Below are 12,905 nucleotides of genomic sequence, written 5' to 3' on the forward strand. Positions count from 1 at the left end.
GATCCAGGTTCATTCCCGTCGGCTGAACGGGTCGAAATTCGAGGTCGGGCGTGAAGGAGGCACGGCCTTCGGCTTCGCCGTCGGCCCCGGTGGCGCGCTGGCGGCCGGCCGCGCGGTCGGAGCGGGCTCTGGGCTCGGGTGGGCTGCCGGCGGCGGCGGGGCGTCCGCCGCGTCCTCGCGCAGGCCTGATTCGATGGCGGCCGCGCTTGCCGCCGGCGCGCGCGCCTCTGCTTGCGCCGGCGCTGTCTCTGCGGGCGCGGGTCGGACATCCGCATTCGCGCTTCCGCTGCCCGACGCTGCTGGGTCGCTGCGCGGCGGCTCGCCTCGCGTCCGCGAGAGGCCAACCACACCCACCAGCCCGGCGACCGCGAGGAACGCGGCGGCCGCGCCGAGCGCGATACGCCGGCGCGATCGCGCCGGGGGGATCGTGCCGCCGGCGGGAGCACCGTCTGCGCCGGCGGCCCGATCGCGAACGAACGCGGACCGGGTGCGCGACACCGCGGAAGGCTGGGCGGGCGCCTCGCCAGGCGGCGGTGCGTCGGCGCTCGGCCCAGCGGCAGGCGCGAGCTCGGCGGGGAGCGGGGCCATCGCCGGCGCGCCGGTGCGTGACCGGGGCGCTCCGAAGACGCTGTCCCTCGCGGAGCGCAGCGCGGCTTGCATCTCCCGGGCGTTCTGCCACCGGTCGCGCTGCTCGAACGCGAGCGCGCGATCGATGATGCGCACGATCTCCATCGGTAACCCGGCGACGACCTCCCCGAGCGAAGGCGCCGGCGTCGTCATCCTCACGAACAACATGCTTTGAGCGTTGTCGGCTCGATGCACGTAGCGACCCGTGAGGAGCGTGAATATCGTCGCGCCCGCGGCCCAGACGTCGCTCCTAGCGTCGACCGCATTCCAATCTCCGCGTGCCTGCTCGGGCGGCATGAAGGCCGGCGAGCCAAGGGGGCCCCCGACCGTGACCGCGACGGACTGCGACGGTTCGCGCAGCCGGGCGATGCCGAAATCGAGGACCTTGACCTCGCCCCGCCGTGTGAGAAATAGGTTATCAGGCTTGATATCGCGATGAACGATGCCCTTGTCGTGGGCGCTCGCGAGCACGTCGAGCAGCGCGTCGGCGATCCAGAGCGTCTCCGCGAGCGGGAGGCGCCCTCCTTCGCTCCGCTCCGCTCTCGCGCCGACCGGCTCGCCGTCGAGCAGCTCCATCACGAGGTAGACCGAGCCGTCCTCGGCGATGTCGTCGTCGAGCACCGAGACGGCGCCGGGGTGCTCGACGCGGTTGGCGACGTAGCCTTCGCGAAGAAACCGCTGGCGCACATCGTCGTTCTTGCTGAGCAGCGGATCCAGGAGCTTGACGGCGCCGCGCTTCGCATTGCGATGGGTCGCCGCGTATACCGCCGCCATGCCGCCGATGCCGAGAACTCCGTCGAGGCGCCACTTGCCGCGAAGCACCTGGCCGATGCGCGCCTGCGCCTGGCGCATTGCGGCCTGGCGGGCCTCATCCGTCACGAGCGCCGCTCCCCGCGCGGAGCACGGGGCCGACGACCTCGTACCGGGACAATCGAGTGACGCGATGCTTCATCGAGCATGCGGCCTGTATGATACTCAACCTCGGCCGGAATTCAACCGAGGTCGGCCGTCCGCCGGCTGCCCTATGCACTTCTGGGAAGGGTGCGCGCGAGCGCGAGAACGCGCAGCGCCGCGGGGTGGGTCTCGTATTGATCGACCTGAGGTTGCACCTCGGCGATGATGCGCGCCTTGAAGCGCTGGAAGAGCGGAAGGGTCTCCGCGAGGCTGTCCGGAAGATAGACCGGGATCGCGCCGGACCCTGCGGGCGCGAGAGCGCGTATCTGTACCCCACCAAAGACGCGCCGACGCTGATAACAGCGATGCTCGAGCAGCGCGCGCTCGACTTGCGTGTTGAGGTAGCTCGGAGGGACGACCCGCTTGCCCTGCGAGAACGCGTCCCGAATGCGCCCCACGAGCGCGTCGGCGACGGCGCCCGCGCTCCGCAGCTCGTGTAGTTTCAGGAATTCCTGCGCGCTCGTCACGACGGCTCGGAACGGCTCGTCTGCCCCGATCAGCGGCGTGACGACCGATATCGATGCCTTCAGCGCTTCGAGCTCGTCGAAGGGAAAAATCAGCTCCGTCGCGACGAGGCGAAGGGGGGGCACGTAGCGCCCGTCGTCCCGGAGCGCGGCGGACAACACCTCTTGAATGCGTTCAGGAGACGTGGTCTCGGCGTGGGCGAGCAAGTGAAAGATGTCGCGCCGATCTTCGACAGCCACAGGATTGCCCGCGTGCGCCGGGTCCTCGAGCTCCCGATCGACCGGCACGTCGTCGAGCTCGTCGAGCACGCTCCGCCACGTGCGCGCGGCGCGAGCGACGCTCTGGGGATCAAACCAGATGAGCTGGATCATCTCGCGCGGCGCGGCCGCGACCGAGGGTGCGCTCGCCCTGGGCGAGGGCTGCACGCTTTCGGCCGAGTGCGGCTCGAGCGGCGCGGGCGGCGGCGCGCTCACCGCGTGGAGCAGCGCCGGCGGTTTTACTCCTACGAACACGGCGCTCGGGGCCCGCTCTTCGTCGCGTGGCACCAGCGCAGGCTCGGGAGGCGGCGCGGGCCCGACGCCTGGACGCGCGTGCGCGGCATTCGCGAAAGGCAGCCCTGGGAGCGGTGGGGCGGGACGAGGCGGCGGCGGCGCCTCATGACGCGCCGCCACGAAGGGGAGTGTCGCCGCCACGCCAGAGGAAAAGGCCTCGGGCGCAGTCGTCTGCAGCTCCCCACGTGACTCGGGGGCTGCGTCTCGCGCGCTCGACGCGTGGAGCAGGCCCGTGATCGGGGCGCGCGCCGAGCTCGACGATCTCTCGAACGCGATGCGCACGATGCCTGCCTCGCTCTCGTGCTCGAGATCGATCTGCCCGCGCCACGTGACGGTGACGACCGCCCGATCGGTGTGGACCCAGAGCTGATCGGCGCGCATCGCCACGCTCGCGGTGGGCTTGCCCGATCGCTCGACGAGGGCCATCGGCCGCAACCCTGGCAAGCGCGTGACGAGGTGGGCGTGCTCCGGGTGAAGGTGCTCGAGGACGAGGGCCTCATCGTCGCGCAGCGCAGCGGTTTGTTGATTCGGAGGAGCGGCGTTGAAGTAGCCGAGGTCGAAATCGGCGGAGAGCGGCGCGCTCTGCCACGACGATGCGGACCAAGCCCCAGCGTACGAGCCGAGCTTGAGCCGCCGCGCCGGCCACGACGCCGCGACGGGCCCGAACGCCACCGGAGCGATCGGCTCGTTCTCCCGCGCGAGCCTGGCCCCCGGCGGTTGAAGGTTGGGCAGGAGCCGATGGCCGAAGCGGTCCCGCGCGTCCGCCCGCACGCCCACCGGGTTTGACGTGCCAGGCCCGCCCGCGGCGCGCTCCCAGAGCAGCGGCATCTGCGTGAACGCACTCCCCTCCTTGAGCTCGCCGCTCGGCGAGAGGCTCCGGTCGCAGCACACCTCCACCGCGCTCTCGATATCTCCGACGATCAAGCACGCTCTGAGCGATCGCACGGCCGTGCCCCGCTGGGCGAACGCGTGCCCGACGAGCATCACGTCGGCGCGCGGTCGCATCGGCACGAGATCGCTCGCCGCATAGAGGCTCCGCTCGAGATCATCGCTCCAGTGCCGGTCCGACACGTGAATCGGATCCTGCTGCTGCGCGAGGGGCGACTCGCCCGGATGGAGTGTAAACGTCCCTTTGCATGCGAACGTGAACACCCAGGCCCCTGGCCGGCGCTGCCAGAGGAAGGAGCCGACGGGGAGGGGGCCCATCGGGACCACCTTCATGGTCGCCAATTCTACTCACGGCCGGCGGTTCTTGAAGACAAATCGCCCGCGGAGCACGCCGCGTCGCCGGTGTCGTTCGGCGGCGCGCGCCGCGCGCTCAGCAGCGCCCTGCGGAGCGGGACGGCGCGAGGGCGTGGGCGATGGCGCTCTGCAGCGTCGAGCGGGTGACGATGCCGCGGAGGTCGATCCCGCCCTGCGTGAGCAAGCGGGCGATCTCCGGCTGCATCCCGGTCAAGACCGCCTGCGCGCCGAGCAGCCGCAGCGCCGAGGCGGTGCGGATCAGCGTGTCGGCGACCCCGCCGTCGACGTGCTTCAGGCCGGTGATGTCGATGATCACGATGGACGGGTTGTGGCGCTCCACGCCGGCGAGCGACGCCTCCAGCACCTGCGCGGCGCGCGCCGCGTCCATCGTCCCGATGAGCGGCATGACCAGGACGCGATCGGTGATCGGGAGGATGGGCGTCGCCATCTCCGAGAGGCGCAGGCGCTGCACGCCGATGATCTCCTCCTGGAGCGCCGCCCGGGCGTTCTCGGCGCGCTCGCGCTCGCGGAGCTCATCAAGCAAGAGCTCATTGGCCCGGTTCAGCTCTTCCGCCTTCTGCGACAGGCGCTCGTTGACCGAGAACAGCTCCTCGGTGCGCCGCTGCACCTCGCTCTCGAGCCGATCGTTCATGGCGCGCTGTCGCTCGGAGGCCTCCTGCAGGCGGCCGTAGAGCAGCGCGTTCTCGAGCGCCGCCGCGACCTGCGCGCCCAGGAGGCGGAGCAGCTCGGTCTGCTCCGGGGTGAAGGCGCCGCTCGCGAGCGTGTTCTCCACGTACAGCACGCCCGTGACTCGGTTCTGGTGGACGAGCGGCAAGCCCATCACCGACCTCGGCCGGCGCGCGGCGAGGTACGGATCCGCCGCGAAGCGAGGGCTCGCCGCGGCGTCGTCCAGGATGAGCAGCTCTCGGGTCCGCGCCACGTAGTGGACCACGCTGACCGGCAGGGCCGACGACTCCTCCAGCGGACGCCGGAGCTCCACCTCGACCGACTCCGGATCGAGGGTGACGGACGCCTCGATGAACAACCGCTCTTCGCGCGCGAGCACCAGGAAGCCGCGCTGTCCGCCGGCGCTCGCGAGGAGGGCGCGCATCACGCGGTCGAGCGCCTTCCCGAGCACGAGCTCGCTGGAGATCGCCTGCGTCGTCTGCAGCACCGCCGCGACGTCGGCGAGCTTGTGGAGGAGCGGGTGGTTCACCGACATGGAGCTCGTCCTCGCCGCGGCCTTCTCGTGCTCTGCCGCGGGCCCTCGAGCGATGGGGAGTGGGTCGAGCCCGTGCTGCCGGACGAGCTCCGCCACCTTCCGCTCTGCCCCCCACTGCCGGTAGGCGTGCATCGCCGCGTCCAAATAGAGCGTGGCGATCCGCCGCCGGCCCTTGCGAGCGTAGTACAGGCCGGCCAGCTCCGACGCGAGCGCCTCGTACTGCACGAACTCGCTCTGACGGGCGGCGTCGATGGCGTCGTCGTAGAGCCCCATCGCCTCGACGTCGCGGCCGGCGGCGCGCGCCGCCTCGGCCAGGACCAGGACGTGCTTCACCCGGAAGTTGTCGGGGCAATGGCGCGCCCAGAGCTCGAGCTTCTCGAGCGACGCGGAGAGCGCCCCGGCGTGCCGCTCGCGCTCGCGCGCGTCGCGCTCGCCGAGCGCGATCAGCGTGAGCGCGAGATAGAAGTGGTAGGTCGCCTCGATCGGCATCGCCATGACGGCCCCGAGCACCGGGCGCGCCGCTTCCGCCGCGGCGAGCGCCTCCTCGGGGCGGCCGTGGGAATAGAGGAGGATGAGCCGGATGATGTGATAAAAGGCGATCCCGCACCCGAAGCTCGCCCGGGTGAGCGCGGCCAGGCACGCTTCTTCCGAGAATTCGGCAAAGCCCTCCTCGCTCAGCGAGGCGTCGGCCGCCGTGAGCCCCTTCAGGCTGCGCAGGAACTGCTGCTCCAGCCGGATCGTCTCGAGGACGGCGTGATTGCCTGTCTTGCGCGCGAACGACGCGAAGCGCTCGGCGACGCGGTCGACCTCCGCCAGCGGATCGCCCTTCTCGTAGACCTGCCAGACGGTCTCGAAGGCCAGGTAGCTCGCGTACACCAGGTCGCCGGCCTCGATGCACGCGAGGAACGCCCGCTCCAGGATGGGGAGATCGTTCCGGATGTGCTGGACCCAGAAGTTGATGTGATCGCCGTGGAGGTGCAGCAGCGTCCCCCTCAGCGTGACGTCCCCGAGCTTCTCGTTCAGCCGGATCGACATCTCCGAGAAGCGGAATCCCGACGGGATATCGTTGAACGCCGCGACCAGCATGAGCCCATACACGCTGTAGGCGAAGCACGACGCCTCGGTGTTGCCGTGCCGCAGCGACAGGTTCAGCATCTTCAGCGCGATGAGCGGGAACACGCCCGGCCGCCCGATGTACGCGCAGGGAGCGCAGTCGGCGAGCAGGTTGATGACCGCGCGGATCTGCTCGTCGGCGAGCAGCGGCGCGTGCAGGATGTCCTCGATGCTCCTGCCCGCCATGCTCTCCGGGATCTGCGCGACCTCGGCGGAGACGGCGGCGCCGATCTCCTCGCTCGCCCCGGGGATCTCGACGCCGAACAGGCGTAGCGCCTCCTGTCCGACGGTGACGCCCTCGTCGTAGCGGCCGGCGACCTGATAGAGCTTCATCCGCAGGCTCTGGACCCGCGCCCGATCGAGGTTCGACGCCGCCACCTCGAGCAGCCGCTGGAACAGCGCCTCGGCCTCGGTGAAGCGGCCGCACAGGTACTCGCACTCGGCCGCCTCCAGCGTGAGCGCCCAGCGCAGCGCGTGATCCCCCGAGGCGCCGTCGTCTCCGAGCGCGCTCCGCCCGGCGCTGAAGTACTCCGCCGCGGCCCCGTACGCGGTCGAGCCCTTGGCCTTCCTCCCGGCGCGCAGGTTCAGGCGCGCGAGCAGATCGCGCTCGCGGGGATCGGCGATGAGGGCGGCGCCATAGTTAAGATGGTTTACCGTGTCGAAGAGCTGCTTTTCCTGCGGCTCGCCGCGCTGGCTGGCCAGCATCAGGCGGCCGACGCGCAGGTGGGCGGCGCACCTGTGCTCGTCCGCGATGAGGGCATAGGCCGCCTGCTGGACGCGATCGTGCAAGAACTGGTAGGAGACGGCGAGCGACGCGTCGGTCGCCGGCTCGCCGTGGGATGGGTCTTCCGGGTGCACGAGCCGGTAGTCGGCGTCGATGGGGAGCAGGACCCCTTCCTGCATGGCCGCCCAGAGATCCTGCGCCGCCTGCGCGGCCGGCAGCTCGGAGATCGTCGCGAGCGTGCGCAGGTCGAACCGGTGCCCGATGCACGCGGCGAGCGTCAGGGCGCGCTGGGTGGGCGGCGCGAGCCTCTGCAGCTTGGCGATCATGAAGTCGGCGACGTTGTCCGTCACGGCCCGCGACTCGATGGCTGCGAGATCCCATGTCCATCTGCCGGTCTCCGGGTCGCACCGGAGGAGCCCGTCGTCGCCCAGCATTCGCAGGAACTGCCCCATGAAGAACGGGTTGCCCAGCGTCTTGTCGTGGATGAGCTCGGAGAGCTGGGCGACGTCCTGCGCCGCGCGGCCGAGGGCGTCCGAGGCGAGCGCCGTCACGTCGTCCTGCGAGAGCGGGGCGAGGGGGATGTCGGTCACGGCCGCGCTCGCGGCGCGGATGGCGTCGAGGGTGATGACGAGCGGGTGCGCCGGGCTCACCTCGTTGTCGCGGTACGCCCCGACGACCAGGAGATGGCGCGTGTCGCCGTCGGTGAGCAGGAGCCTGAGCAGCCTGAGCGACGCCGGGTCCGCCCACTGGAGGTCGTCGAGGAACAGGACCAGCGGGTGCGACGGACCGGCGAACACGCCAAGGAAGCTCCGGAACACCATGTCGAAGCGGTTCTGCGACTCGGAGGGGCCGAGCGCCGCGACCGCGGGCGCCTCGCCGACGATGAGCGCGAGCTCGGGGATGAGGTCGACGAGGAGCCCGGCGTTCGGGCCGAGCGCCGCGCCGAGCTCCGCTCGCCAGTGGGCCAGCGCGTCTGTCCGCTCGGAGAGGAGCTGCTGCACGAGCCCCCTGAACGCCTGGACGACCGAGGCGCAGGGCACGCCGCGGTTCAGCTGATCGAACTTGCCGTGCGCGAAGTGGCCGCCGACCCTGGCGATGGCCTTGTAGGTCTCGTGGACCAGCGCGCTCTTGCCGACGCCGGAGTAGCCGGAGACGAGCACGAGCTCCGCGGCGCCCGCGCGGGCCCGCTCGAAGGCGGCCAGGAGCCGGTCCCGCTCCTCGTCTCGGCCGTAGATCTTCTGCGGGACGCGCAGCTCGTGGCTGCGATCGCGCTGACCGACGGGGAAGGGGTGGACCCGGCCTGTCTGCTCGAGGGAGCGCAGGCACTCCGCGAGGTCTTCCTTGACGCCGTACGCGCTCTGGTAACGGTCCTCGGGCGCCTTGGCGAGGAGCTTCATGACGATCTCGGAGACCGGCCGGGGGACATCCCCGCGGAGCTCGTGCGGCGGGGCGGGCTGCCGCGCGATGTGGCTGTAGAGGACGTCCAGCGGATCGCCGTCCGGGAACGGCAGGGCTCCGGTCAGCATCTCATACAGCGTGACACCGAACGAGTAGAGGTCGGCGCGGTAATCGATTCCCCTGTTCATGCGCCCGGTCTGCTCGGGCGACATGTACGCGAGCGTGCCTTGCAGGGTGGACGCCGAGGTAGACTGTTGAAACTCCTGCTTGAGCCGCGACGAGGCGCCGAAGTCGATGAGCGTGGCGCGGCGCAGGTCCGAGCTGACGATGATGTTGCTGGGATTGATGTCCTTGTGCGTGACGTGACAGCGGTGCACCGCGCCGATGGCGTCGGCGATGGCCGTCGAGAGCGCCAGCGCCGCGCGGAGATCCAGCCGGCGATCGTCGAGGATCGCCCTCAGGGTCGTGCCCTCGACCGCCTCCGTGACGAGGGCGAGGCCGCCGCGCGTCCTCTCGAGCGAGCTCACCCTCACCACGGACTCGAGATCCAGATCGCGCAGGAGGCTGAACTCGTGCCGCAGCAGGGCGAGATCGCGGACGCTCGGGTGCTCCCCCTTCAGCGTCTTGATGACGACCGGCCGCTGATCCGCGGCGCGGCGGCCGCGGTAAACGTGGGTCTTGCCGCCCTCATGGATCAGCTGCTCGACGACGTGTCCTGGCAGATCGAACGGTGCTGTGGTGGTCATATGTGCTTGCGCTCCACCTCGTGATGGCCTCGTCCGCATGTATCGTGCGGCCGATTACGTCCGGGAAGAATCAGTATAGGATGGTCTCTGCGGGTTGACTCGAGGAATGCAAAGAAGGGTGGCCCGACGTGTGCTGTGTCACGCTTCCACGTCATGTTGGGTGTCGTCGTGGGTGGCGCGGAGCGCGGGGCGCGCGGCGTGGCGTGGCCTTCTTGGAGGGCTCGCGCGGCAGGTGCTACGGTCGGCGGTACGTGAGGGAGGCAACAGTGCTCGAACGAGACGTGGAGCTTTCGACCGCCGGGATCCGACTCGCCGGCACCGCCTGCGTGCCTTCGGGCGCGGGACGTTTCCCCACGGTGCTGATGATCCACGGCAGCGGGCCGCTGGACCGCGATGAGAACATGCCGGGGCAGCGCCTCGACGTGTTCAACACCATCGCGCGTCACCTCGCGACCGCCGGCATCGCAAGCGTGCGCTACGACAAGCGCGGCTGCGGCAAGAGCACAGGCGACTACCACCTCGCGGGTTGCGGAGAGCTCGTGCACGACGCGGGCGCGTTCTTCGACGCGCTGCCGGGGTACGATTTCTGCGATCCATCACGGAGGTTCTTGCTCGCGCACAGCGAGGGGTGCGTGTTCGCGCCGCTGCTCGCGATCGAGCGCCCGGCGGTCGCGGGGCTTTTGCTGTTGTGTCCCTTCATCGACAATGCCGAGCTTAGCCTGCTGCAACAGGCCCGGCAGATCGAGCAGGACCTCGCCGAGGTGCGCGGGGTCTGGGGCGCGGCCCAGCGCTTCCTGTTCGGGCTCGGCGGCGGTCCGATCGAGCGGCAGAAGCGCCTTATCCAGCGCATCAAGGCGTCGGACTCGGCGACGATCCGCTTAGGTCTCCAGCGCTTCCCGGCGAAATGGCTGCGCGAGCTGATGGCGATCGAGCCGCGCGAGATCTTCTCTCGTGTCGCGTGTCCGATGCTGCTCATCGGCGGCGAGAAGGACGTGCAGTGTGACCCGGGCGCCGTCGAGCGGATCGCGGCGGTCGCGCGCGGCGAGGTCGAGCGGCACGTGATCGCCAACCTGACGCACCTCTTGCGGAGCGACCCCGGCCCTCCGTCGTTGTTCGGTGCGCACAAGCGCATCGGCGACCCGCTGGATCCCACGGTGCTGTCGCTGATAGCGGACTGGCTGAAGACGCGCCAGCTCCAGATTGCCGGTTGAGCTCACAGCCAGTCGCCCTCGGCGAGGCGCTCCGGTCGCCTGACCAAAACTCGAGGTGACTCAACCCGGGCGATGCGGTGCTGGTGGCTAGTGCTCGGGTGGCTGCACGACCGCGAGGAGCCCGCTCGGCTGCGATGCGAGATCGAGCGTCGGATCGATGAGGTCGCGGAAGGGACCTCCGTTCAGCGACGCGACGACCTTGGCCGTGACGATGGGGCGCACCCCGAAGTTCGCCTGAAAGCGGTCGGCCACGTGGCGCGCGAAGTCGACGATCATGTCGGGCCGCGCGCACATCTCCCCGAGCTGGCGGTCGGTGAGCCACGCCTCGACGTCGAGCGGCTCGCGCACGCCGGTCCTCGGATCCAGCACGTGAATCCCGAGCTCGCTCACGTTCTTGTCGCGCAGCTTCATGCGCCACGAGAAGCGGTGTCCGGCCTCGTTCCAGGCGACGTCGCCCGGGTAGACCCAGTGGCGGAGCGGCACCACCAGGTGGAACAGGAGATATCCGTGGAGCAGCGCGAGCGGCAGCGCGCTCCGGCGCGACGCGGCGGGCGAGGGGGCGCGGGCGACGTCGCCGGGGGCGTCCGCGCCCTTGAACAGGAAGGGCAGCCGCCGCCTCGGCCACGAGGGATCGCCGAACAGCGCGAGCGAGGCGATCATCGCGTAGGGGAAGATACCGATCTTGAACAGGAGGGCGTTGGAGAGGTTGAACGCCACGGCGAGCGCCGCGCCGAAGGGGAAGGTGCGCCGGGAGAAGAGCAGGAAGCCCATCGAGAGGTCGATGAAGAGGCCCGCATACGAGAGCGCGAGCCCCGCTGTCGGCGAGGCAAGGAGCGGCCCGACGAGGGGCGCGTCGCCGTGCGCGGCGAGCCACATGGTGAGCGGCTGCCCCCGGAGCCAGTCGCCGTTCAGCTTCGCGACGCCGCCGTAGAAGTAGACGATGGCGATCTGGGCCTTCAGGGCGAAGAGATAGAAGCGCGGCACGGTCTCCGCCGGCGCGCCGGGCGCCGCCCCTGCGGGCGAGGCGCGCCGCGCGCGGAGGCGATCCAGCGAGAGCGCGCGGTGCGCCGGGGCGGCGGCGAGCAGCAGGCCGACGAGGCAGAGGAGATAGAGGTGGTTGAGGTATTGTGCCTTGTCGAGGAGGAAGACATACGTGAGCGCGGCGCAGAGGAGCGCGGCGCTCACCCGGTAGAAGAGCCCGACGGCGCAGAGGAGCGCGAGGACGAAGAGGGCGCCGAAGTGCCAGTACATCCCAGTCCCGCCCCACGGGCGGACGAAGGGGACGAAGCTGAAGAAGAAGTCGGGCTCGATGTAATAGCGGTAGATCCGATCGTGGACGGCGTACCGGACGACCTCCCACGCGATCAGGGCGCCATAGCCGGCGCGGAAGACGGCGAGCGAGGCGGCGTCGACCTCGGCGGTGAGGTAGGCCGCCCAGCGCCGCGCGAGGTCACTTCCAGTGCCCGTGCGCGTGCCCGTGCTTGTGGTGCTTGTGTTTGCCCTTGTGCTTGCCGTGCACGTGGATGTGGACCGGTCGCCCGTCGTCATCGTCGTCGTCGTCGTCATCGTGGACCACCACCACGCCAGGAGCCCTGTTGACCTTCACCTCCACGTTCCACGCCGTCGCCACCACGACGTTCACGGCCGGCGCGCTCGGGCCGACGACGACGTGCACGCCGGGGCGATAGCCGACGAGCACCACGTCGGCGTGCGTCGGGTGCGCCACGACGACGGTGAGCTTCACCGGGTTGACCTTTGCCGCGACCTTGCCCACGCAGTAGAGGCCGCCCGGGCCGGGCGTGAGCACGACGAGCTCGGAGCCCTGTCCCACGAAGCCGAGCTTGATCTTGCGGTCGCCGACGGGGACCGGCTTCAGGTTCGCGTCGAGCACATACACCCTGACCTGGCCGGAAGCCTTGTCCGCGACCACCTCGATCGTGTCGTCGCCGACCACCTGGATCACCCCGCCGTTCGGGCCCGTCTTGCCAGCGGGGAGGGGCCTCTTCTCGGCCTTTCTCGCGCCCTCGACGATGACCTTCGTGCCCCCTGAGGGCACGTGGAGCGTGCCATTCCACGGCTTTCCGGCGACGACGATGTTGTACTTCACCTCGGTGAGATCGGCCTCGAGCTTGGGCCCGGTCGCGACGAGGAGCCCTGTCTTCGCGTCGAGCGCGAGCGGGGCCTGCGCGTCGCCGTTCGGCCCTTTCCACGTGAGCGTGCCGCTCACGTCCTTGTCGATGGGCTTGCCGTCAGGCGCCTTCACGATCGCCTTCACGACGCCGTCGGGCGCGATATCCCACCCGACCGAGCCGCCGTCGTGCTCCTCGGTCAACGGATCTTCGATGGCCACCACGGGGACCGCCTCGACCGACTCCTCGGTCACGCTGGCCTCGGCGGTGGTCTTGCACCCTGCCGCGAAGGGGCTGCCGGCGATCAAGGTGGTCAGGGCCACCACGGAAAGGATGCTCTTGGCTTGCATCAAAGCCTCCAAGCGCATGAGGCTATCGCAACCGCCGCGCCGCGTCTGCACGAACCGCCTCGTTCCACGTCGATGGGGGGCACGGGCGACGACATTGGATGCGCGGTGACCACTTCGCCCGTGATCGTCGCTCGCGTGTGCCTCCGGCGTGAGCTCGTAAGGGTCGAAGACGC

6 protein-coding genes are annotated in these 12,905 nt (G+C 70.3%); 1 reads left to right on the plus strand and 5 read right to left on the minus strand.

All coding sequences use genetic code 11. The features are described from left to right. Positions 1-9: 9 nt before the first annotated feature. The 3 genes from WME97_RS48945 to WME97_RS48955 form a co-directional block, all read right to left on the minus strand. Positions 10-1,506, minus strand: a complete 1,497-nt coding sequence (locus tag WME97_RS48945) for a protein kinase domain-containing protein (protein ID WP_437548110.1) — start codon at positions 1,504-1,506, stop codon at positions 10-12. A gap of 143 nt (positions 1,507-1,649) precedes the next feature. Further along, positions 1,650-3,818: a DUF2169 domain-containing protein gene (locus WME97_RS48950; RefSeq protein ID WP_437548112.1), complete on the minus strand. Its 2,169-nt coding sequence runs from the start codon at positions 3,816-3,818 to the stop codon at positions 1,650-1,652. A gap of 97 nt (positions 3,819-3,915) precedes the next feature. After that, the gene (locus WME97_RS48955; protein WP_437548114.1) at positions 3,916-9,042 is read right to left on the minus strand and encodes an AAA family ATPase; all 5,127 of its coding nucleotides are present in this window, start codon (positions 9,040-9,042) and stop codon (positions 3,916-3,918) included. A 266-nt stretch (positions 9,043-9,308) separates the two neighbouring features. Here WME97_RS48955 and WME97_RS48960 point away from each other — a divergent pair, with 266 nt between their 5' ends. Beyond that, positions 9,309-10,253, plus strand: a complete 945-nt coding sequence (locus WME97_RS48960) for an alpha/beta hydrolase (protein ID WP_437548115.1) — start codon at positions 9,309-9,311, stop codon at positions 10,251-10,253. Between the two features lie 87 nt (positions 10,254-10,340). On the opposite strand, the gene WME97_RS48965 is transcribed toward WME97_RS48960, so the two are convergent. Together WME97_RS48965 and WME97_RS48970 are read right to left on the minus strand one after the other, a co-directional pair. Next, positions 10,341-11,819 carry an HTTM domain-containing protein gene (locus WME97_RS48965; RefSeq protein ID WP_437548117.1) on the minus strand — a complete coding sequence of 493 codons (1,479 nt, stop codon included), beginning with the start codon at positions 11,817-11,819 and terminating at the stop codon, positions 10,341-10,343. Continuing rightward, the gene (locus WME97_RS48970; RefSeq protein ID WP_437548119.1) at positions 11,704-12,732 is read right to left on the minus strand and encodes a hypothetical protein; all 1,029 of its coding nucleotides are present in this window, start codon (positions 12,730-12,732) and stop codon (positions 11,704-11,706) included. Before WME97_RS48970 ends, WME97_RS48965 begins: the two co-directional genes overlap by 116 nt. Between the last annotated feature and the right edge of the window lie 173 nt (positions 12,733-12,905).

The sequence above is a fragment of the Sorangium sp. So ce367 genome (assembly GCF_051520455.1).
Lineage (GTDB): Bacteria > Myxococcota_A > Polyangia > Polyangiales > Polyangiaceae > Sorangium > Sorangium cellulosum_B.

Excerpts from the sequence above, each read along its gene's own strand:
- WME97_RS48950 (WP_437548112.1), bottom strand. The coding sequence starts at position 3,818 with ATGAAGGTGGTCCCGATGGGCCCCCTCCCCGTCGGCTCCTTCCTCTGG.
- WME97_RS48955 (WP_437548114.1), bottom strand. The coding sequence starts at position 9,042 with ATGACCACCACAGCACCGTTCGATCTGCCAGGACACGTCGTCGAGCAG.
- WME97_RS48965 (WP_437548117.1), bottom strand. The coding sequence starts at position 11,819 with ATGACGACGACGACGACGATGACGACGGGCGACCGGTCCACATCCACG.
- WME97_RS48970 (WP_437548119.1), bottom strand. The coding sequence starts at position 12,732 with ATGCAAGCCAAGAGCATCCTTTCCGTGGTGGCCCTGACCACCTTGATC.